The organism is Pseudomonas sp. Y39-6, from assembly GCF_023651955.1.
Lineage (GTDB): Bacteria > Pseudomonadota > Gammaproteobacteria > Pseudomonadales > Pseudomonadaceae > Aquipseudomonas > Aquipseudomonas veronii.
Window position 1 is genome coordinate 710,056 of sequence record NZ_CP069594.1, and the last position, 22,300, is coordinate 732,355.

Consider the following 22,300-nt stretch of genomic DNA (forward strand, 5'->3'; position numbering starts at 1 on the left):
TTTCTATTACAAAGTTATGACGGAATCGCTGGATTCTGGTGAAAAGATGGCACTTTGACTTGATGTGTGCGCGGCTTGAACCCGATTGCGTCCGGCATCCTTGGCGCGGTACAGCGCCTCGTCGGCTTGGGCGGCCATCATCAGGCTGTCGGAATCGTCGCACAGCTCCACCAGCCCGGCGCTGAAGGTACACCACAAGTCATGCGGCTGGGCCGGGTAGTGAATTTCGGCAAAGCGCCCACGGATTTCATCCAGCACCTTGCAGGCCGATTCCAAGTCGGTATCGGGCATCACAATCGCAAACTCTTCACCGCCGTAGCGGCCGATGTAGTCGGTCTTGCGCAAGCGCTGTTTGAGGAACAGCGCCAGGCTCTTGATCACGCGGTCGCCCATGGGGTGGCCGTGGCTGTCGTTGACGCGCTTGAAGTGGTCGATGTCGAGCATGGCAAAGCTCAACGGCTTGTTCTCGCGACGAGCGCGGAAGGTGCAGTCTTCGAGCAATTGCAGGATATGGGTGTGGTTGTACAGGCCGGTCAGGCTGTCGCGCACCATCCGCGCCTTGAGGTTGCGCGCACGGGCCGCGCGGTTGCGCACGGTGGTGATCAGGTGGCGCGGCTTGATCGGCTTGGTGAGGAAGTCGTCGCCGCCTTCGCTCATGGCGTCCAGCTGTTTATCCAGGTCGTCTTCGGCAGACAGGTAGATGATCGGCACGCTGACGTACCGGTCGTTATGACGGATCACCTTGGCCAGTTCGGTGCCGGTGCAGGCGGGCATGTACATGTCGAGGATGATCAGGTCGGGCTGGAAATCCGCCAGCTCGGCCATGGCCTGGATCGGCTCGATCAGCGTGCGGGTGATGATACCGGCGCTGTTGAGCAGGCGCTCGGTGTGCAGCGCCTGGGCCCGTGAGTCGTCGATGATCAGCACTTTATAGGGGTCGTATTGGGCGACGCAGGTCAGCACTTCGATCTTTTCCAGCAGGCTCGAGGCTTCCAACGTGCCGGTCAGGAACTCCTCGCCGCCGGCGCGCACGGCGGCGAGGCGGGTCGGGGTGTCGGTTTCATGCAGGCTGAAAAACAGCAACGGCAGCTTTTGCTCCAGGCCTTGCTGGGCCTCGGCGGCCAACTGGAGGCCGAGGCCCGGGCCGCAGAAATCCACGTCCATCACAATCGCCGACGGCAGGCGCTCGGCCATCGCCACGCGATACGCCGCCACGTTGTCCAGGGACTGGGCGCTCAGGCCAAAGAACTCCAGCTGCTTGGCCAGACGCTCGGCGCGATCATGATCGGCCAGCATCACGTAGATCGGCTTGCGCATCGGCGGCAGGAAGGTTTGCTCAAGCTGATCGCCCTGGCGCAGGCCGGTGCGGGACAGGCGTTGCATCAAGCGGTTGATTTCGGTGATCAGTTGACTGCTCAGGCGGCCGCGATTGGCGTCCACCGCTTTGAGCGACTCGCCGATGTGCTGCGCCAGTTGGCCGTGTTCGGGCTGTTCGAAGCGTTCGGCGAAGCGCAGCAGGCGCAGGTTGGCTTCGCTGAGTTCGGAGAAGTCGGCGTCGGACCATTCGCTGCGTTGCAGGCGCTGCCAGATCTCAAGAATTTGACGTGCCTGATGAATTACCCGCTGGGCAAAGTGCTGCTTGAGACGCTCACGGCTGGGGTCTTCTGGCTCGGTCATATCCTGACTACTAGTGAAGGTGCGTGCTGAGGTCGACTGGTGGCTCTATGCTAGCACCTCTTTTCGGTTACATGAGTGTCATACGTCAATTAACTGCGAGTCCCTGGCATTCATTTAGTGACTAATTGGTCGTGCAGCGGAAAACGCGCGCATCCTTTATAGTCGAATGCCCCCTGGGCGTCCGTTGGATCATAGTTGTAGGGCGAAAAGCCCCGCATTGACGGGCACGATGGGGTAGGGTTGCTGTCGGAGTGTTTGAACGCACGCCGTCGATTGAAGTGCATGAACTCAAGTGATTGAAAGGATATCGCCATGCTGGACTGGAAAAACCGTGCAGGCAGTGCCAAAGGCCCCGCCCCTGAACCCAAGTCGGCCAACCGCAGCTATTTGCGTAGCGTGCTGATGAGCCGAGCGGTGCTCAGCGTACTCGGCTTGTATCTGTTGGTCACCGGTGCTTTGGGTTGGTACTGGAGCGAAGAGCCGGCGCTGTTCCCGGTCCAGCAGAACGCCCAGCTTGCCGCTGAAAAGGAAGGCAAGCAGATGGTGTTGGGTTACACCACTGTGGAAACCCTCAAGACCGTGGCCGGCACCTTGCTCAACAAGCCCGGTGGCTATATTTCCAACGACCGTTTCCCGCCGGGCCTGTGGATGGACAACATGCCAAGCTGGGAATACGGCGTACTGGTGCAGGTGCGCGACCTGACCCGCGCCTTGCGTAAGGATTTCGCCCGTTCCCAGTCGCAGTCGGCGGAAGACGCCGACCTGGCGAAGGCTGAGCCGCGTTTCAACTTCGACAACAAGAGCTGGGTGCTGCCTTCCAGCGAGTCGGAGTACCAGGAAGGCATCAACTCCCTGAATCGCTATGAAGTGCGCCTGTCCGACCCGAACCAGCGCGGCGCCTTGTTCTATGCGCGCGCCGACAACCTCAACAACTGGCTGGGCGATGTCGCCACGCGCCTGGGTTCGTTGTCGCAACGTCTGTCGGCCAGTGTCGGCCGGGTCAAGCTGAACACCTCACTGAAAACCGAAGCGCTGGCGCCGGGTGAAGTGCCGCAGCTCGATGAAGAAGTGGTGGAAACCCCATGGATGCAGATCGACAACGTGTTCTACGAAGCCCGCGGCCAGGCCTGGGCCTTGTCCCACCTGTTGCGCGCCATCGAAGTCGACTTTGCCGACGTGCTGGCCAAGAAGAATGCGACGGTCAGCGTGCGCCAGATCATTCGTGAACTGGAGGCTTCGCAAGAGCCGGTCTGGAGCCCGATGATCCTCAACGGCAGCGGCTTTGGCATATTGGCCAACCACTCGCTGGTGATGGCCAACTACATTTCCCGGGCCAACGCGGCGGTGATCGACTTGCGTCAGTTGCTTAACCAAGGGTGATGATGGACGTGACTCAAAAGGAGGCCGCGCACCGCGCAGCCTCCGATGCGGAACTGATCTGCTGGGTCGACGAGCACGACAACCCGCTCGGCGCCCTGGTGCGCTCCGACCTGCGCCAGCGCGGCCTGATCGGCCGTTGCACCTTTATCTTCCTGTTCAACTCGGCAGGTGAACTGTGCGTACACCGACGCACCCTGAGCAAAGCCCTGTACCCCGGTTTCTGGGACACGGCGGCAGGCGGGATGGTGGCGGACGGCGAGAGTTATGCCGAGTCGGCCGCCCGCGAGCTTGAAGAAGAGCTCGGCGTGGGCGGGGTGGAGTTGGTCGAGCATGACCATTTCTACTTCGAGGACGGCGACAGCCGACTTTGGTGCAGATCCTACTCCGCCGTGTGGGACGGTGCGCTGTGCCTGCAGCCTGAAGAAGTCATGGAAGCGCGCTTTTTACCCCTTGAAATTGTCCTGCAGGAAGCGCAACAAAAGCCCTACTGCCCTGACGCGCAAGAGGGCTTGCGGCGCTATCTGGCCTCACGTCGCTAAAGTTGTATAAATTGGCGCGATTTGGCTCTTAGCAAGTGAGCTTTTTGTGGTTACACTGCGCGACTTTTCACCCGAACCACCCTTGTTCCACCCCCTGATTCCTGTAGGAGCGAGCTCGCTCGCGAAAACCTCAAGCGCGCTGTGGGCATCCTGAATGTCCGCGTCATCGTTGGCGATCTTCGCGAGCGAGCTCGCTCCTACAGGAATCGGGGGCAATGACATGGGGGGTTCGGTAGCGCTGCCCCTGCCTGAGTGGGGCTTCGCGGTCGGCAACCGCCTGAGCGTTTGCCGATCAGTCTTTGTCCTCACAAGAGGATTGCCGGTGGCCAAAAAAGCCGCATCCTTCGCCGCCCTCGGTGGCCTGGTATTTTCCACCGACGCAGGTCGACACTGCCCGGACTGTCGTCAGCCCGTGGACGCCTGTACCTGCAAACAAACCCTGATCCCCGAAGGCGACGGCATTGCCCGCGTGCGACGCGAGAGCAAAGGCCGTGGCGGCAAGACGGTGACCACCATCACCGGCGTACCGCTGGCCGAAGACGCGCTGAAGGAACTCGCCACCACGCTGAAAAAGCGCTGTGGCACCGGTGGCGCGTTGAAAGACGGGGTCATCGAGATCCAGGGCGATCACGTCGAGTTGCTGTTGGCCGAGCTGATCAAGCTCGGGTACAAGGCCAAGAAGTCCGGCGGCTGAAAGTCTCTTTCCAACCAGTGTCTAAACTCTGTCCTGCGAGTGGGGTCTGACCTTACTCACAGGCAAATCGTCATTTTCATTCTTTAGACTGCGCCAGCCTCCAACGAGGGGCGGCGCCTTCGACTTCATTTATAGGGGACTTCAATGTCCGTACGACGCACACGCAAAGACGATGGCAGCCAATGGACAGTTGCGGACAGCCGCAGTGTTTACGGGATTCGTCATTGGGGGGCCGGGTATTTCGCGATCAATGATGCCGGTCGCGTTGAAGTTCGTCCGAACGGCCCGAAAAGCACGCCTGTCGACCTGTACGAGCAAGTCGACGAGTTGCGCAAAAGCGGCTTGTCCTTGCCGCTGCTGGTGCGTTTCCCTGACATCCTGCAAGACCGCGTGCGCCAGTTGACCGGTGCGTTCGATTCGAACATCGAGCGTCTGGAATACCAGAGCAAATACACCGCGCTGTACCCGATCAAGGTGAACCAGCAGGAGGCGGTGATCGAAAACATCATCGCCACCCAGGACGTGTCCATCGGCCTGGAAGCCGGCTCCAAGCCGGAACTGCTGGCCGTGCTGGCCCTGGCGCCGAAAGGCGGGACCATCGTCTGCAACGGTTACAAGGACCGCGAATTCATCCGCCTGGCGCTGATGGGCCAGAAGCTGGGTCACAACGTGTTCATCGTGATCGAGAAAGAGTCCGAAGTTGAGCTGGTGATCGAAGAAGCCGCCAACCTCAAGGTCAAGCCACAGGTCGGCCTGCGCGTGCGCCTGTCGTCCCTGGCGTCGAGCAAGTGGGCCGACACTGGCGGTGAGAAATCCAAGTTCGGGTTGTCGGCGGCGCAACTGCTGTCGGTCGTCGAGCGCTTCCGCGCCGCCAGCCTGGACCAGGGCATCCGCCTGCTGCACTTCCACATGGGCTCGCAGATCGCCAACCTGGCCGACTACCAGCACGGGTTCAAGGAAGCCATTCGTTACTACGGCGAACTGCGCAACCTCGGCCTGCCGGTGGACCACATCGACGTCGGCGGCGGCCTGGGCGTGGACTACGACGGTACTCACTCGCGCAACGCCAGCTCGATCAACTACGACATGGACGACTACGCCGGTGTCGTCGTGGGCATGCTCAAGGAGTTCTGCGACGCGCAGAGCCTGCCGCACCCGAACATCTTCTCCGAGAGCGGCCGTTCCCTGACCGCCCACCACGCCATGCTGGTGGTGCAAGTCACCGACGTCGAGAAACACAACGACGAAATGCCGCAGATCGAGAACAAGGAAAACCTGCCGGAAACCGTGCAATGGCTGGTGGACCTGCTCGGCCCGACCGACATCGAGATGGTCACCGAAACCTACTGGCGCGCTACTCACTACATGAGCGACGTGGCCACCCAGTACGCCGACGGCAAACTGACCCTGGCGGAAAAAGCCCTGGCCGAACAGTGCTACTTCGCCGTGTGCCGTCGCCTGCATAACTCGCTGAAAGCGCGCCAGCGTTCGCACCGCCAGGTGCTCGACGAACTCAACGACAAGCTGGCGGATAAATACATCTGCAACTTCTCGGTGTTCCAGAGCCTGCCGGACACCTGGGCCATCGGCCAGGTATTGCCGATCCTGCCGCTGCACCGCCTCGACGAAGAACCGATGCGCCGCGCGGTATTGCAGGACTTGACCTGCGACTCCGACGGCAAGATCAAGCAATACGTCGACGAGCAGAGCATCGAGACCAGCCTGCCGGTACACGCGCTGAAAGAGGGCGAAGACTACCTGCTGGGTATCTTCCTGGTTGGCGCCTACCAGGAAATCCTCGGTGACATGCACAACCTGTTCGGTGACACCGACTCGGTGAACATCTATCAGCGTGAAGACGGTTCGGTGTACAGCGCCGGGATCGAGACCCACGACACCATTGAAGACATGCTGCGTTATGTGCACTTGTCGCCGGAGGAGTTGATGACGCATTACCGTGACAAGTGCGCGAGCGCGAAGATCAGTGCCAGCGAGCGCACGCAGTTTCTGGATGCGTTGCGCTTGGGCCTGACGCGTTCGTCTTACCTGTCCTCCTAAGCACCCATCCTTGTAGGAGCGAGCTTGCTCGCGAAAAACGTTCAGGCAACACGGGCATCCAGACAGCCCATGTCATCGTTGACGATCTTCGCGAGCAAGCTCGCTCCTACAGTGACGGTGACGGTGACGGTGACGGTGACGGTGACAGTGAGGGGGGCTTATGCCAGCCACTGATTCTGTCGGTTCAAACGCCAGGCAATCGTCCAAAGCGTAAGACTGCGCACGGCCATGAACAGCAGGAAGCTGATCCAAAGGCCGTGGTTGCCGTAGCCCTGCAACAGCCAGGCGAATGGCAGCAGGATCAGCACCGTCAGCAGCATGCCATTGCGCATTTCCCGCGCGCGCGTGGCGCCGATGAACAGCCCGTCCAGCAGATAACTCCACACCGCAATCAACGGCAGCACCGCCAGGTATGGCAGGTAGATGTCGGCGGTTTCGCGCACGCTGGGAATGTCGGTCTGCATGGCGATGAACAGGTGGCCGGCGAAGGTGAAGAGCAGGGCGAAACCGACGCTGGCGATCAGCGACCAACCGCAGGCGACCACTAATGAGCGGCGCAACGCCTGACGGTCGTGCGCGCCAATGGCATGGCCGCACAGGGCTTCGACCGCATGGGCCAGGCCGTCCAGGGCGTGGGCGGTCAGCAGCAGGCCGTTGAGCAACAGCGCGTTGGCGGCCACGGTGGCGTCGCCCAGGCGTGCGCCTTGCACCGTGATCATGAAAAACACCGACTGCAACGCCAGGCTGCGGATAAAAATATCGCGGTTCACCGCCAGCAGCGGGCGCCAGCTGTGCCAGCGTTGCAAGGCGGCCCAGGCGATATGCCCGGGGTAGGCGCGCAGGGCTTTTTGCGTCAGGGCCAGGCCGAGCAGGGCGCCGGTCCATTCGGCGATCACCGAGGCGCGTGCGGAGCCGACGACGCCCCAATCCAGGCCGAGGACGAACCACAGGTTGAGGGCGATGTTGACCAGGTTGGTGGTCAGCAGGATCGCCAGCGGCGCGCGGGCGTTTTGCGTGCCGAGGAACCAGCCGACCAAGGCATAGCTGGCAAGAGCGGCGGGCAGGCCGAACAGGCGGGTGTGGAAGAACTCGCGGGTCAGTTGATTGAGTTCGGGGGAGGGCTGCATCCATTCCAGGGCCAGGTGGCTCAGCGGGATGCCCACTGTACCGAGCAACATCGCCAGGCCCAGCGCCAACAGCAAACCTTGCAACAGGATTTGCCGCAGCGCCGCGCCATCGTTGCGCCCGGCGGCCTGGGCGGCGAAACCGGTGGAGCCCATGCGCAGAAAACCCATGGCCCAGGCCAGGAAGGTATACAGGCTGGCCCCGACCGCCACGGCGCCCAGTTGGTGGGCGTGGGGCAGGTGGCCGATGACCATGCTGTCGACCAGGGCCACCAGCGGTACCGAGATGTTCGACAGGATCATCGGCGCGGCCAGGGCCCAGACGCGGCGGTGGGTGGGGCGGTGGCGCCAGTCGGTCAGTAAGGTGGACATGCAGGCTCCTTGGGGGAGCGGCATTGTAACTGTCCCCCCAGCACGCCGCAGAACCAATGTGGAATGGGGGGTTAAATGTGGGAGGGGGGCAAATGTGAGGAGGGCCAAATGTGGGGAGGGCCAAATATGAGGAGGGCCAAATGTGGGAGGGCCAAATGTGGGAGGGGGCTTGCCCCCGATTGCAGTGGATCAGCTACAAATAAGCTGACTGACTCACCGCCATCGGGGGCAAGCCCCCTCCCACATTTGGCCTCATTCCACATTTAGCTCTCATTCCACATTTGGCCTCATTCCACATTTAGCCCTCATTCCACATTTTGATTTTTTGTGATTTTGATCTTTTGTGTTTGTGGGATTTGGCTTGGATCGCGTGACGCGAAGAACCAAACTGCCCTCCGTCGGTCAATGTGACCAGCGCCACATCGGCTTGGCTGGCGCTGATATATAGTTCATCCCTCGGTTCCCTCTGACGACGAGTGCCCCATGCTTAACAAAGGACTGTTCCTGGCTTGCGCGCTGGCCCTGCTGAGCGCCTGCGATTCTTCCGATAAACCGACTGCGCCGAGCGCGCCGGCAGCCGCGAGCAGCGTGGCGCCGAAGCCGGCCAAGGCGGCGGTGGATGTGGCGGCGCTGAAGCAGCGCTACGCCGGGCGTGAGTTGAGTGTGGTGGACGTGTCCGAGGTGCAGTTGGACGGCGCCAGCACCTTGTCGGTGAGCTTTTCCATTCCGTTGGATCCGGAGCAGAAGTTCGCCGACAAGCTGCATCTGGTGGACAGCAAGTCGGGCAAGGTCGACGGCGCCTGGGAGCTGTCGGATAACCTGATGGAGTTGCGCCTGCGCCACCTGGAGCCGCAGCGCAAGTTGGTGCTGACGGTCGACCCGGGCGTGCGCGCGGTGAATGACAACCTGTTGCCCGCCGAGTACGTCGCCCGCCTGGAAACCCGTGACCTGCAAGCCACCGTCGGTTTCGCCAGCCGTGGCACGCTGTTGCCCACGCGGCTGGCCGAGGGGTTGCCGGTGATTGCGCTGAATGTCGACAAGATCGACGTCGAATTCTTCCGGATCAAGCCCGAATCCCTGCCATCGTTCCTCGCCCAGTGGGGGCGCAATACCAGCCTGCAAAGCTATGAATCGCGCGAACTGCTGCCGCTGGCCGATCTGGTCTACGGCGGCCGCTTCGACCTGAACCCGGCGCGCAATACCCGCGAAACCCTGTTGCTGCCGATCGCCGGCCTCAAGCAATTGCAGCAGCCGGGCGTATACCTGGCGGTGATGCGGGCGTCGGGCACCTACAACTATTCGCAACCGGCCACGCTGTTCACCTTGAGTGATATCGGCCTGTCGGTTCACCGCTACGCCAATCGCCTGGATGTGTTTACCCAGGCGCTGGACGGTGGCAAGGCGCTGGATGGCGTCGACCTCGAAGTGCTCGACGCCGAGGGCCGGGTGGTGGGCCAAGGCAAGACCGAGCAGGGCGGTCACGCCGAATTGCCGTTGCCGAAAAAGGCCCAGGTGCTGCTGGCCAAGCAGGGCGAACAAACCAGTCTGTTGCGCCTGGACAGCGCCGCGCTCGATCTGGCGGAGTTCGATATCGGCGGCCAACCGTCGCACCCGCTGCAGTTCTTTGTGTTCGGCCCACGCGATCTGTATCGCCCTGGCGAAACCGTGCTGCTTAACGCCTTGCTGCGCGACAAGGACGGCAACGCGGTCAAGCCGCAGCCGGTGAGCGTCGAAGTGCGCCGCCCGGATGAGCAGGTCAGCCGCAAATTCGTCTGGGACGCCGACGCCTCCGGCCTCTATCAATATCAACTGCAATTGGCCGGCGAAGCGCCGACCGGGCGTTGGCAGTTGGTGTTCGACCTGGGCGACGGCAAGCCGCAGTTGTACGAGTTCCTCGTCGAAGACTTCCTGCCCGAGCGCCTGGCGCTCGAACTCAAGGGCAGCGACACGGCATTGAGCCCGGCGGATAACCCGGTCATTCAGGTCAACGGCCGCTACCTCTACGGCGCGCCGGCGTCGGGCAACCGGGTCAGCGGGCAGGTGTATGTGCGTCCGCTGCGCGAGGCGGTGAAATCGCTGCCGGGTTACCAGTTCGGCTCCGTCACCGAAGAAGAGCTGAGCCAGGATTTCGAACTGGATGAAAGCGTGCTCGACGCCAAGGGCCAGGAAGCCCTGACCCTGGAAAGCAAATGGGCCGACGCCAAGTCGCCGCTGCAACTGATCGTGCAAGCCAGCCTGCATGAGTCGGGCGGGCGGCCGATCACCCGGCGCCTGGTGCAGCCGATCTGGCCGGCCGAGCAGTTGCCGGGCCTGCGCGGGCTGTTTGACGGCAAGGAAACCAACGGCGACGGCCCGGCGGAATTCGAAGTGCTGCTGGCCAACCAGGACGGGCAGAAACTCGCCGCGAAAAACCTCAAGGTCCGCCTGGTGCGCGAGCGCCGTGACTACTACTGGAATTACTCGGACAGCGACGGCTGGAGCTACCACTACAACGAGAAATTCCTCAACCTCGACGAACAGAGCCTGGACATCAAGGCCGGCGACACCGCCAAAGTCAGCTTCCAGGTGGAGTGGGGCCCGTACCGCGTCGAGGTCGAAGACCCGCAGACCGGGCTGGTCAGCAGCCTGCGCTTCTGGGCCGGCTACCAGGCCCAGGACAACACCGAAGGCGGCGCCGTGCGCCCCGATCAGGTCAAGCTGGCGCTGGACAAACCCGCCTATGGCGACGGCGATACCGCCAACGTCACGGTGACGCCGCCGGCGGCCGGTAAAGGCTACCTGCTGGTCGAGTCCGCCGAGGGGCCGCTGTGGTGGCAGGCGATCGACGTGCCGGCCGAGGGCAAAAGCTTCGCCGTGAAACTCGACCCGAAATGGGCGCGCCATGACCTCTACGTCAGTGCCCTGGTGATCCGCCCCGGCGAGCGCAAAGCCAACATCACCCCCAAACGGGCGGTGGGCCTGCTGCACCTGCCGCTGGATCGCACCCAGCGCAAACTGGGGCTGACCCTCACCGCGCCGGAAAAAATGCGCCCCAAACAAGCGCTGACGGTGAAAGTTACCGCGAAAAATGCCGACGGCAGCGTGCCCAAGCAGGTGCATGTGCTGGTGGCGGCGGTGGACGTGGGCATCCTCAATATCACCGAATACCCGACGCCCGATCCGTACTCCAGCCTGTTCGGCCGCAAGTCGTATGGCGTGGACCAGTTCGACATCTATGGTCAACTGATCGAAGCCGGCCAGGGCCGCCTGGCGAGCCTGGCCTTCGGCGGTGACGCCGCATTGGCCAAGGGCGGCAAACGCCCGGACACCAGCGTGACCATCGTCGCCCTGCAAAGCGCACCGGTGACGTTGAACGCGCAGGGCGAGGGTGAAGTCAGCGTCAATATCCCCGACTTCAACGGCGAGTTGCGCCTGATGGCCCAGGCCTGGAGCGATGACCGCTACGGCATGGCTGAAGCCAAAACCGTGATCGCCGCACCGCTGATTGCCGAACTGTCGGCGCCGCGCTTCCTCGCGGGCGGCGACCAGACCAGCTTGGCGCTGGACCTGTCCAACCTGTCGGGCAAGGCGCAAAAGCTCGACGTGCAACTGAGCGCCGAAGGGCAACTGGAACTGGTCGACAACGCCGCGCAATCGCTTGAACTGAAACAGGGCCAGCGCACCACGCTGCGCATCCCGGTGAAAGCCTGGGGCGGTCTGGGGCAGGGCAAGCTCAAGGTCACGGTGAATGGCCTGGACCTGCCCGGTGAAAACCTGCCGCCGTTCAGCCGCGAATGGACCTTGGGCGTGCGCCCGGCCTATCCGGCCTTGCTCAAGCACTATCGTGCGGTGCTCAAGGAGCAGCCGTGGAGCTTGCCGGCGGGGGCGCTCGATCAATTCGACAGCGCGGGGCGCGAGGCGTTGTTGAGCCTGTCGAGCCGGCCGCCGTTGAACCTCGGCGCGCAAATCAGTGCGCTCAAGGCTTACCCCTACGGTTGCCTGGAGCAGACCGCCAGCGGCCTGTACCCGTCGCTGTATGCCGACGATGCCTTGCTCAAGCGCCTGGGCATCAAGGGTGAGCCGGACGCCGAGCGCAAACGCAAGATCGAGCTGGGCATCGAACGCCTGCTGGGCATGCAGCGCTACAACGGCAGCTTTGGCTTGTGGGGCGCCGATGGCGAAGAGGAATACTGGCTGACTGCCTATGTCACCGACTTCCTGCTGCGCGCCCGCGACCAGGGCTTCGCCGTGCCGCCGCAAGCCTTGAAGAAAGCCAGTGAGCGTCTGCTGCGGTATGTGCAGGAGCGCAACCTGATCGAAGTTGATTACAGCGACAACGCCGAGCACACCCGCTTCGCTGTGCAGGCCTACGCCGGCCTGGCACTGGCGCGCAGTCAGCAGGCGCCGTTGGGCGCGTTGCGCAGTCTGTTCGAGCGGCGCAGCGATGCGCGCTCCGGGTTGCCACTGGTGCAACTGGCCATCGCCTTGCAGAAAATGGGCGACCAGCCGCGTGCCGATCAAGCCTTGCTCGCAGGGCTGGCGGCGCAGCGCAATGCCAAGGAATGGCTGGCCGACTACGGCAGCCCGCTGCGCGACCAGGCGATGATCCTGGCGTTGCTCGAAGAAAACGACCTGGCCAAGGGCAAGCGTGAAGAGCGCTTGTTCACCTTGTCGGATCAGTTGGCAGCCAGCCCGTACCTGTCGACCCAGGAACGCAACTCGCTGTTCCTGGCCGGGCGCCTCGGGTTCGCCCAGCCCGAGTCGAATTGGCAGGTGTCGCTCACCGGCAGCGGCGGCGTGCGCGAATTGAATAATCAACAGTCGACGCTGGCGTTGACGGGCGCGCTGCTGTCCAGCGACCTGAGCCTGCGCAATCAGGGCGAGACGCCGGTGTACCAGCAGTTGACGATCTCGGGTTATCCACAAGTGCCACCGGCCGCTGGCGGCGACAACCTGAGCATCCGCCGCGAATACCTGGGCATGAACGGCCAGCCGCTGAACCTGCGTAGCCTCAACAGCGGCGACCTGGTGCTGGTGCATCTGGCGGTCAGCGCCAAGCAGCGTGTACCGGACGCCCTGGTGGTGGACCTGCTGCCGGCAGGCCTGGAGCTGGAAAACCAGAACCTCGCGCAAAGCGCCGCAAGCCTGGAAAACGCCAGCAGCCAGGTGAAGGAATGGCGCGAGTCGATGCAGAACGCCTCGCTCAAGCATCAGGAGTTTCGTGATGACCGCTACGTGGCGGCGATGAACCTGGATGGCTATGGCACCACGCACTTGTTGTATCTGGCGCGGGCGGTGACGCCGGGGACGTATCGGGTGCCGCCGCCGCAGGTGGAGTCGATGTATCGGCCGAACTGGCAGGCGGTGGGTGAGACGCCGGCTGACTTGGTGATCAAGGGGCGTTGAAAGCTCGATGTGGAATGGGGGCTAAATGTGCAGTGGAGGCTAAATCTGGGAATGGGGCTAAATGTGGAATGAGGGCTAAATGTGGGAGGGGGCTTGCCCTCGATGGCGGTGGGTCAGTCACCTGATGCATTGACTGAAATACAGCTATCGGGGGCAAGCCCCCTCCTACAGGGATTGGTGGTGTTTTTTTGGGGTTAGTGGACTACCCAGCTGAGTAGCCACAGGCCGAGCATCAGCCAGATGATGCCCATGATGATCGATGCGCGCATGAAGGCGCGTACCGCCGAGTACAGCAGCATCAGGCCGAGGATCAGGGTAATGATGCTGATGATGGAAGTGTCCATGCCCAAGGTACGCGACAGGCCATCGATAAAGTTGCCACCGGCGTGGGTCAAGGCACCGAAGATGCCGCTGAGGCCGTCGACGATAAAACGGATGACGGAACCGAGCGCCTGGCCCAACCATTCGAAGAAGCTTTCTACCTGCATGTGTGTGTCCTGATGAGAAGGTGGGCGTGTCTGTGCCTTTGGTTGTTATTGCGACAGGCTAGTTCCCTACAAGCATAGAGGTTTGCCCGTTTGAGTTTGCGTTTAGTTGCTCGCTGGACCCTCGCGAGCCTGCTCCTGATGATTGCCCTGCTGTGGTTGGCCGACCGCATCTGGCCCCTGCCGCTGCCCAAGGACGACCTGGCGCGGGTGGTGCTGGCCGAGGATGGCACGCCGTTGTGGCGGTTTGCCGATGCCAATGGCGTGTGGCGTTACCCGGTGCAAACCGCTGAGGTGTCGCCGTATTACCTCGATGCGTTGCTCACCTACGAGGACCGTTGGTTCTACCAGCACCCCGGCGTAAACCCGTTCGCGCTGGCGCGGGCGACGTGGCAGAACCTGACCGGTGCGCGGGTGGTGTCGGGCGGTAGCACCTTGTCGATGCAGGTCGCCCGTTTGCTCGATCCCCATTCGCGCACGTTCCACGGCAAGCTGCGCCAGCTGTGGCGCACCGCGCAGTTGGAATGGCACTTGTCCAAGGCCGAGATTCTCAACCTGTACCTGAACCGCGCGCCGTTTGGCGGCACCTTGCAAGGCGTGGCGGCGGCCAGTTGGGCGTATCTGGGCAAGTCGCCGGCGCAACTGACCCACGCCGAAGCCGCCTTGCTCGCGGTGTTGCCCCAGGCGCCGAGCCGCCTGCGCCCCGACCGCCACCCCCAGCGCGCCCAGGAAGCGCGGGACAAGGTGCTGCGTCGCCTCGGCGAGTTCCAGGTATGGCCGTCATCGGCAGTGGCCGAAGCGCTGGAAGAACCGTTGCTGCTCGCGCCGCGCCTGGAGCCCAGCCTGGCGCCCTTGCTCGCCCGTCGCCTGAACCGCCCCGACAGCCCGCCGCTGATCCGCACCACCCTGGATGCCACCCTGCAACGCCGTCTCGAAGACCTGCTGCTGGGCTGGCGCGCGCGTTTGCCGGAATACACCTCGGCGGCGATCCTGGTGGTGGAGGAAGACAGCATGGCCGTGCGCGCCTACCTCGGCTCGGTGGACATCAATGATGCCAAGCGCTTCGGCCATGTGGACATGATCAGCGCCCTGCGTTCGCCGGGCTCGACCCTCAAGCCCTTCCTGTATGGCATGGCCCTGGACGACGGGCTGATTCACTCCGAATCGCTGTTGCAGGATGTGCCCAGGCGCTATGGCGATTACCGGCCGGGCAACTTCTCCATGGGCTTTACCGGCGCGGTGCCGGCGAGCACGGCGTTGTCCAGTTCGCTCAACCTGCCGGCGGTGCAGTTGCTGGAAGCCTACGGGCCGAAGCGCTTCGCCGCGCAGATGCGTATCGGCGGGGTGCCGCTGGCGCTGCCGGCGTTGGCCGAGCCGAACCTGGCGCTGATCCTGGGCGGCGCGGGCAGTCGCCTGGAAGATCTGGTGAGCGGCTACAGCGCTTTCGCCCGCGACGGCAGGAGCGCCACGATTCGATTACAGCCGGACGATACGCTTAGAGAACGGCCTTTACTGTCGCCAGGGTCCGCCTGGATTGTGCGGCGTATCCTCAGCGGCCAGGCGCGGCCCGACCGCGACCCGCGTGCTGAACTGGTGCAGCGCCCGGTGCTGGCCTGGAAAACCGGCACCAGCTACGGGTTCCGCGATGCCTGGGCGATCGGCGTGGGGCCGCGCTATTTGATCGGCGTGTGGATCGGCCGCCCCGACGGCACGCCAGTGCCGGGGCAGTTCGGCTTGGCCTCGGCCGCGCCCTTGATGTTGCAGGTACACGATGTGTTGACCAACCGCGACAGCCAGCGTGGCATCAGCGCGCCGGTCAAACCGGTGCCGGCGAATGTCGGCGTGGCGGCGATCTGCTGGCCGCTGGGCCAGCCCATGAGTCGCAGCGATCCGAATTGCCGGCGCCAGCGCTTCGCCTGGACGCTGGACAACACCACGCCACCGACCTTGCTGGCACTGGATCAACCGCTGGGTGTGGGCTTGATGGAAAGCGTCTGGGTCAACCCCAAGGGTTTGAGGGTGGACGCCCATTGCCCGGGCGCGCAGTTGCAGAACATTGCCCTGTGGCCCGCGCCGTTGGAACCCTGGCTACCGCGGGCCGAACGCCGCGACGCACGCTTGCCGGCCGCGGACCCCGATTGTCCGCCGCCGGCCCTGGCGGCGTCCTCGCCGTTGTCGATCGTCGGCGTGCGCGAAGGCGATCAACTGCGCCTGCCCGCCGCCAGCCAACAGGCGCTGCGCCTGAAGATCTCGGCGCTGGGCGGCAGCGGCCGGCGCTGGTGGTTCCTCAACGGTGCGCCGTTGGGCGACAGCGCCAACCAGGACAGCATCAACGCCAGTTTCGAGCAATTGGGCCGCTACCAGCTCAGCGTTCTCGACGAGGCCGGCCAAACCGCCCGAATCGAATTCAGCGTCGTCGACTGAATCGCCATCACTGCCAAACCAACCCCCACATTCCGATGTGTGAATCCATTCAAATGTGGGAGCAGGCTTGCCTGCGATAGCGCCCTAAAGTCCATCCCCCCGGATTCACTTGCCTTCATCCCTGATCCCCCCGAAGCTATACCCCTTCAGGAGCCCCTCATGAACCTCGAACACCTCACCGAACGCCTGCATCGCATCCGCGATACCAACGATTGGAAACAATTCCACAGCCCGAAAAACCTGGCCATGGCCGCCAGCGTGGAAATGGCCGAGTTGGTGGAAATCTTCCAATGGCTCACCGAAGACCAGTCGCGCCAGTTACCCGCCGACACACTCGCCCATGCCGGCCAGGAAGTCGGCGATATCGTGCTGTACCTGCTGTTGCTGTGCAGCGAGTTGGGCCTGGACATGAACGAGGTGGTGCGCGCCAAGCTGGCCGACAGCGAACGGCGGTTTCTCCATGAGTGATCGTCACTTCGACCAACTGGCCACGCGTTTTGCCGAGAAGATCTACGGCGGCGCCAAGGGCGCGATTCGCCTGGCGGTGTTGCAGGCCGACCTCACCGAAGCCCTGCCGCAACGGCCGTTGCGTGTGCTGGATATCGGCGCGGGCCTGGGGCACATGTCGCTGTGGCTGGCCGAGCGCGGGCATCAGGTGACCCTGGCCGAACCCGCCGAGCCGATGCTGAGCGGTGCGCGCCAACGCTTCGCCGAGGCCGGGCAGAGCGCGACCTTCATCCATGCGCCCTGGCAAGACCTGCTCGGCCAACTCACCGAACCCTACGATGTGGTGCTGTGCCACGCCGTCCTCGAATGGCTGGCCGAACCCCACGCTATCCTGCCCGTGCTGCACCAGTTGACGGTGCCTGGCGGCTGGCTGTCCCTGGCGTTCTACAATCGCGATGCGCTGATTTACCGCAACCTGCTCAAAGGCCACTTCCGCAAAATGCGCAAGAACGACATGGCCGGCGAAAAACAGAGCCTGACCCCGCAGCAGCCGCTCGACCCGCGAGAGCTGGCGGCGCAACTCGAGGGGCTTTGGCAGGTCGAAAGCCAGAGCGGCGTGCGGGTGTTCCACGATTATATGCCGGTGGAATTCCAGGCCCGCGTGGCGTTGCAGGATGTGCTGGAGATGGAGCTCGCCCATCGTCGTCACCCAAGCTTTGCCGGACTTGGGCGTTATTTGCACTGGATCTGCCGTCCGGTTTAAGCGGCCCAGTCAGTGGAGGTCGAAATGCGTCGTTTCGGGTTAATCCTGTTGTTCCTTGGGCTGGGCGCCTGCTCCAGCCCCAATCCCTACGTGGCCACCTCGGCGCCGATGCCGCCGGCTCCGGCCCAGGCGGCCAGGACCTTTGATGCCAGCGCCTACCCCGCGCCGGTGCGTGACTACGGCGCCTACCGCATTTGGGCCTGGCGCAACGGCCAGTTGCCAGCGGGCACGGCCTGGGCGGACTCGGCGCAGATTGCCGAAGCGGTCAGCGGCGCCCTCGACCAGCGAGGCTTGCGCCCCCTGCACGACAACCGCGCGCCCGACCTGCTGGTGAGCGCCGACGTGCATCTGGAGAAGCGCCTCAAGCAGGTCCAGGATGACTACGGCTATGGGTACGGTGGCTACAATCGTTATGGCAATGGCTACGGCATGTACAACTCGGCGCCGATCGTGCGTACCTATGAAGTTCAGGTCGTGGTGGTGCGGGTCAATCTGTTCGATGCACGCAGCGGTCAGCCGGTGTGGAGCGCCAGCGCCGAAACCGGCAGTCAGGGCAGCCTCAGTGAGCGAGCGGATGCGTTGCGCAAGGCTGTGCAAAAGGCAATGACGGCGTATCCTCCCAGTTAACAGCTATTCTCATTTAATGCCCGGGTCGCTCGTTGGAGAACCATCATGTTTGGACGTATCGCAACGCTCGCTTTGGTCGTGCTGCTGGGCGGTTGCCAGACCAGCCAGGTCAACCACGATTTCGATGCCAGCCGGGACTTCGGCGCCTACCGCAGTTGGGCCTGGAAAGACCCGGCGCTGCAATACCGTCCCGATGATCCGCGGATCAAGAGCGACCTCACCGAACAACGTATCCGCCAGGCCGTCGGTGAACAACTCGACCAACGCGGCCTGCGCCCTGCGGCGGCGGGCACTCGGGCGGACCTGAATGCGCAGGCCTACCTGATCGTCGAAGACCGCCAGCAACAAGTCAGCACCAACTACGGCGGCGCCTGGGGCGGGCCGTGGAATGGCTACTGGGGCGCGCCGATGTACAACGAAACGCGCAACATCACCTACAAGGTGGCGACCATCCAGATCGACCTGCTCGACGGCAAGGACGGCAAACTCGTCTGGCGCGGCAGCGACGAGCAGATCATGGCCAACTCGCCCGAGCCGCAGGATCGCAGCAACGCCATCCGCAAGACGATCGCGCGAATCCTTTCCAGCTACCCGCCGCGCTGACACGCTGTTGCCCCGAGAGAGATGAGCGGCCGGTTTCAGCCAATCGGCTGCCACCGGCCGACCATGTGTTCAATCTCCCCCGCGCCTTTCAACCACAACTGGCCACTGGAACCGGCGACGCTGGCGTGCAGGGTGACCTCGCTGGGCAGGCGCACCGGTTTCTTGAATTCGACCTCTATTTCGATATTCGCCGCAGGCAGGTGCTCGCCGAGGGCGGCGAGGGTGCGCGCCTTGTTCCACAGGCCGTGGGCGATGGCTTGGGGGAAACCGAATAGTCTGGCGGTCAGGGCGCTCAAGTGGATCGGGTTGTAGTCGCCGGACACCCGGGCGTAACGACGGCCGATATCGGCCGGGGCTTTCCAGCGGGTCAGTTCGCTGACCTGGGTGGGCGTGGGCAAGGCGTCGTCCGCCGCTGCGCCGTCGAGCTTCACGCCACGGCAGAGCATGCGGCTCTGCGCTTCCCACAGCAGGCCGAGGGCATCTTCGGCGGTGGTCACCAGCTCAAACGTTGCGCCTTTGGCGTGGGGTTTGAGATGGTGTGCGTGGACGGCGATGGTCAGCTCACTCACCGCCCCCAAGGGCCGATACACACGGATGCGATTGCGCAGGTGGACCAGCCCCAACAACGGGAACGGAAACGATGGCGCCGTCAGCAGTTTTAACTGCAGGCCGAACGCCAGCACCTGCGGATACGTCGCCGGCAGCATCGGGCTGTCGGCAAAGCCACACACGTGGCGATACGCTGCCACCTGCTCGGGGTTGACGCTCACGCGGCAGCGAAACCCCTGCTCGGGCAAATGGCTGCCGGTGATCCTGCGCTTGAGCGCCGCGCGCCAGTACAACGGCGCAAGCTGCGGCGGGTGGTCCAGGGTGGTCCAGTCCATGCTTACGCTCCCAGTACACTTTGCCCACACACCCGCAGCACCTGGCCGCTGACCGCGCCGGAACCGGGCTGACCGAGCCAGGCGACCGCTTCGGCGACGTCCTGCGGCAAGCCGCCCTGGCCCAGGGAACTCATGCGGCGCCCGGCCTCACGCAGGGCGAAGGGGATATGCGCGGTCATCTGGGTTTCGATAAAACCGGGAGCCACGGCGTTGATGCTGATCCCTCGCGCTTTCAACAGCGGCGCCCAGGCCTGGGCCAAGCCGATCAGCCCGGCCTTGCTCGCGGCATAGTTGGTTTGCCCGCGGTTGCCGGCAATCCCGCTGATGGAGGCCAGCAGCACCACGCGTGCGTTGTCGTGCAGGGTGCTGCTGTCGAGCAGGGCCTTGGTCAGCACTTGCGGCGCATTGAGGTTGACCGCCAGCACGGCGTCCCAGTATTCCGGGGTCATGTTGGCGAGGGTTTTGTCGCGGGTGATGCCGGCGTTATGGACGAGGATGTCGAGGCCGTCCGGCAGTTGTTCGATCAACTGGCGGGCGGCGTCTTCGGCACAGATGTCCAGCACGATGCTGCGCCCTCCCAGGCGCGCCGCCAGGGCTTCGAGGTCAGCCTTGGCCTGGGGCACGTCCAGCAGAATCACCTCGGCGCCGTCGCGGGCGAGGGTTTCGGCGATGGCGGCGCCAATGCCGCGTGCCGCGCCGGTGACCAGCGCCTTACGCGCGGCAAGCGGGCGGGTCCAGTCTTCGACGGGGGTGGCGCAGGCTTCCAGGCGAATCACCTGGCCCGAGATGTAGGCACTTTTGGGCGACAGGAAAAACCGCAACGCCCCTTCCAGCTGGTCCTCGGCACCTTGGCCGACCGACAGCAATTGCAATACGCCGCCGTTGCGCAGTTCTTTGGCCAGGGAGCGGCTGAACCCTTCGAGGGCGCGCTGGGCGCTGGCGGCGAACGGGTCGCTGAGACTTTCCGGCGCGCGGCCGAGGATCACCAGGTGCGCGCTGTGATCGAGGTTTTTCAGCAGGGGCTGAAAGAACTCGCGCAATTGCTTGAGCTGGTCGGTGTGTTGCAAGTCGCTGGCGTCGAACACCAGCGCCTTGAGCTTGGGGCCATGCCCGGGAATCCAGGCCGGGGCTTCCAGCGGCCCGGCGCCGTAGCTATAAATGGCCTCGGTGAGTTTGTGCGCAAACGCCAGCACCTTGGCCGCCAGCGCCCCGCCGCCGAGCAGCAGCGCGCCGTCGACCGGGCGCAGACGCCCGGCTTGCCAGCGCTCCAGGCGTACCGGTGACGGCAGGCCAATGGCGGCGACCAGGCGATGGCCGAGGCTTGAGTTGGCGAAGTCGATATAACGGTCAGACATGGAACGCTCTCCAAAGGCTGGGGTTCAAAGGGTTGACCACCTCGCGGCGGCAGTCGTTCGATTGAGCCTAGGCTAGTCTGAACGACTTACCCCACAACCGACAGGGAGCTTTCCATGACTCAATTGCGCCGTGTAGCGATCATTGGCGGTAATCGCATTCCTTTCGCCCGCTCCAATGGCCCGTATGCCACGGCGAGCAACCAGGCGATGCTGACGGCGACCCTCGAAGGCCTGATCGAGCGCTACAACCTGCACGGCCTGCGCCTGGGCGAGGTGGTCGCCGGCGCGGTGCTCAAGCATTCGCGCGACTTCAACCTGACCCGCGAATGCGTGCTGGGTTCGCGCCTGTCGCCGCAAACCCCGGCCTATGACATTCAGCAGGCCTGCGGCACCGGGCTGGAGGCGGCGTTGCTGGTGGCCAACAAGATTGCCCTGGGCCAGATCGAATGCGGGATTGCCGGTGGGGTGGACACCACGTCCGACGCACCGATCGGGGTGAACGAAGGGCTGCGCAAGATTCTGCTGCAGGCCAACCGCAGCCAATCCTTGGCGGACAAACTAAAACTTTTGTTACAACTCCGTCCCCATCACCTCAAACCCGAGCTGCCGCGCAATGGCGAACCCCGCACCGGTTTATCTATGGGTCAGCACTGTGAGCTGATGGCGCAGACCTGGCAGATTCCGCGCGCCGAGCAAGACCAGCTCGCCCTGGAGAGCCACCAGAAAATGGCCGCGGCCTACGCCGAAGGCTGGCACAACGATTTGCTCACCCCGTTTCTGGGCCTGACCCGCGACCACAACCTGCGCCCCGACCTGACCCTGGAAAAACTCGCCGGCCTCAAGCCCGCCTTCGAGCGCAGCGCCAAAGGCACGCTCACCGCTGGCAACTCCACGCCGCTGACGGACGGCGCCTCCCTGGTGTTGCTCGGCAGCGAGGCCTGGGCCAGGGAGCGCGGCTTGCCGATCCTGGCTTACCTGCGCGATGGCGAAGCGGCGGCGGTGGATTTCGTCAACGGCGCCGAAGGCCTGTTGATGGCGCCGGTGTACGCCGTGCCGCGTTTGCTGGCGAGGAATGGCCTGACACTGCAGGACTTCGATTACTACGAGATCCACGAAGCATTCGCTGCCCAAGTGTTGTGCACGCTCAAGGCTTGGGAAGATGCGGATTACTGCAAGACGCACCTGGGGCTGGACGCGCCGCTGGGTTCGATCGACCGCAGCCGCCTCAACGTCAAGGGCAGTTCCCTGGCCGCCGGGCATCCGTTTGCCGCGACGGGCGGGCGTATCGTCGCCAACCTGGCCAAGCTGTTGGACGTCGCGGGCAAGGGGCGCGGGCTGATTTCAATCTGTGCCGCCGGAGGGCAGGGCGTGACAGCGATCATTGAACGCTGAATTGCGTGGAAAACTGGCATATTGGATGCATTCTTCGGTGGTCAAAGCTCGGTAGCCCCTCCCCGAGGCGAGCCGATTGCCGTATAACGAG

General features: G+C 63.7%; 16 protein-coding genes. 11 read left to right on the forward strand and 5 right to left on the reverse strand.

Features of this window, described 5'->3' with window-relative positions; all coding sequences use genetic code 11:
* Positions 1 to 6 precede the first annotated feature (6 nt).
* On the reverse strand, positions 7 to 1,677 hold the full coding sequence (locus JN756_RS03065) for a response regulator (protein ID WP_057005975.1): 1,671 nt from the start codon (positions 1,675 to 1,677) through the stop codon (positions 7 to 9).
* Positions 1,678 to 2,079: 402 nt separating this feature from the next.
* Between JN756_RS03065 and JN756_RS03070 the strand changes: the two genes are divergently transcribed.
* From JN756_RS03070 to speA, 4 genes are all read left to right on the forward strand, one after another.
* A complete protein-coding gene (locus JN756_RS03070) occupies positions 2,080 to 3,057 on the forward strand; it encodes a DUF2333 family protein (RefSeq protein ID WP_371928174.1) in 978 nt (325 codons plus the stop codon).
* Between the two features lie 2 nt (positions 3,058 to 3,059).
* On the forward strand, positions 3,060 to 3,596 hold the full coding sequence (locus JN756_RS03075) for an NUDIX hydrolase (protein ID WP_046384846.1): 537 nt from the start codon (positions 3,060 to 3,062) through the stop codon (positions 3,594 to 3,596).
* A 322-nt stretch (positions 3,597 to 3,918) separates the two neighbouring features.
* Complete coding sequence (locus JN756_RS03080; protein WP_017849660.1) at positions 3,919 to 4,290, forward strand: translation initiation factor Sui1; 372 nt, start codon at positions 3,919 to 3,921, stop codon at positions 4,288 to 4,290.
* Between the two features lie 144 nt (positions 4,291 to 4,434).
* On the forward strand, positions 4,435 to 6,348 hold the full coding sequence (gene speA, locus JN756_RS03085) for an arginine decarboxylase (protein ID WP_057005974.1): 1,914 nt from the start codon (positions 4,435 to 4,437) through the stop codon (positions 6,346 to 6,348).
* Positions 6,349 to 6,506: 158 nt separating this feature from the next.
* On the opposite strand, the gene JN756_RS03090 is transcribed toward speA, so the two are convergent.
* Positions 6,507 to 7,844, reverse strand: a complete 1,338-nt coding sequence (locus JN756_RS03090) for an MATE family efflux transporter (RefSeq protein ID WP_169865973.1) — start codon at positions 7,842 to 7,844, stop codon at positions 6,507 to 6,509.
* Between the two features lie 483 nt (positions 7,845 to 8,327).
* Here JN756_RS03090 and JN756_RS03095 point away from each other — a divergent pair, with 483 nt between their 5' ends.
* Positions 8,328 to 13,229, forward strand: a complete 4,902-nt coding sequence (locus tag JN756_RS03095; protein WP_250690867.1) for an alpha-2-macroglobulin family protein — start codon at positions 8,328 to 8,330, stop codon at positions 13,227 to 13,229.
* A 194-nt stretch (positions 13,230 to 13,423) separates the two neighbouring features.
* Here JN756_RS03095 and JN756_RS03100 read toward each other — a convergent pair whose 3' ends face one another.
* Positions 13,424 to 13,717 carry a hypothetical protein gene (locus JN756_RS03100; RefSeq protein ID WP_017849656.1) on the reverse strand — a complete coding sequence of 98 codons (294 nt, stop codon included), beginning with the start codon at positions 13,715 to 13,717 and terminating at the stop codon, positions 13,424 to 13,426.
* Positions 13,718 to 13,807: 90 nt separating this feature from the next.
* Between JN756_RS03100 and pbpC the strand changes: the two genes are divergently transcribed.
* The 5 genes from pbpC (at position 13,808) to JN756_RS03125 (ending at position 18,578) form a co-directional block, all read left to right on the forward strand.
* Positions 13,808 to 16,138 carry a peptidoglycan glycosyltransferase PbpC gene (gene pbpC, locus JN756_RS03105; protein ID WP_128192619.1) on the forward strand — a complete coding sequence of 777 codons (2,331 nt, stop codon included), beginning with the start codon at positions 13,808 to 13,810 and terminating at the stop codon, positions 16,136 to 16,138.
* A gap of 159 nt (positions 16,139 to 16,297) precedes the next feature.
* On the forward strand, positions 16,298 to 16,606 hold the full coding sequence (locus JN756_RS03110; RefSeq protein WP_046384842.1) for a MazG-like family protein: 309 nt from the start codon (positions 16,298 to 16,300) through the stop codon (positions 16,604 to 16,606).
* Positions 16,599 to 17,348, forward strand: a complete 750-nt coding sequence (locus JN756_RS03115; RefSeq protein WP_017849653.1) for a methyltransferase — start codon at positions 16,599 to 16,601, stop codon at positions 17,346 to 17,348. Before JN756_RS03110 ends, JN756_RS03115 begins: the two co-directional genes overlap by 8 nt.
* A gap of 24 nt (positions 17,349 to 17,372) precedes the next feature.
* Positions 17,373 to 17,975 carry a DUF4136 domain-containing protein gene (locus JN756_RS03120; RefSeq protein ID WP_046384841.1) on the forward strand — a complete coding sequence of 201 codons (603 nt, stop codon included), beginning with the start codon at positions 17,373 to 17,375 and terminating at the stop codon, positions 17,973 to 17,975.
* A gap of 45 nt (positions 17,976 to 18,020) precedes the next feature.
* Positions 18,021 to 18,578 carry a DUF4136 domain-containing protein gene (locus JN756_RS03125; RefSeq protein WP_046384840.1) on the forward strand — a complete coding sequence of 186 codons (558 nt, stop codon included), beginning with the start codon at positions 18,021 to 18,023 and terminating at the stop codon, positions 18,576 to 18,578.
* Between the two features lie 35 nt (positions 18,579 to 18,613).
* On the opposite strand, the gene JN756_RS03130 is transcribed toward JN756_RS03125, so the two are convergent.
* Both JN756_RS03130 and JN756_RS03135 read right to left on the reverse strand, forming a co-directional pair.
* Positions 18,614 to 19,462 carry a MaoC family dehydratase gene (locus tag JN756_RS03130; RefSeq protein WP_201021769.1) on the reverse strand — a complete coding sequence of 283 codons (849 nt, stop codon included), beginning with the start codon at positions 19,460 to 19,462 and terminating at the stop codon, positions 18,614 to 18,616.
* Positions 19,463 to 19,464: 2 nt separating this feature from the next.
* Positions 19,465 to 20,817: a 3-oxoacyl-ACP reductase gene (locus tag JN756_RS03135; protein WP_177029662.1), complete on the reverse strand. Its 1,353-nt coding sequence runs from the start codon at positions 20,815 to 20,817 to the stop codon at positions 19,465 to 19,467.
* A gap of 114 nt (positions 20,818 to 20,931) precedes the next feature.
* Here JN756_RS03135 and JN756_RS03140 point away from each other — a divergent pair, with 114 nt between their 5' ends.
* The gene (locus tag JN756_RS03140) at positions 20,932 to 22,209 is read left to right on the forward strand and encodes an acetyl-CoA C-acetyltransferase (protein ID WP_017849648.1); all 1,278 of its coding nucleotides are present in this window, start codon (positions 20,932 to 20,934) and stop codon (positions 22,207 to 22,209) included.
* The last annotated feature ends 91 nt before the right edge of the window (positions 22,210 to 22,300 follow it).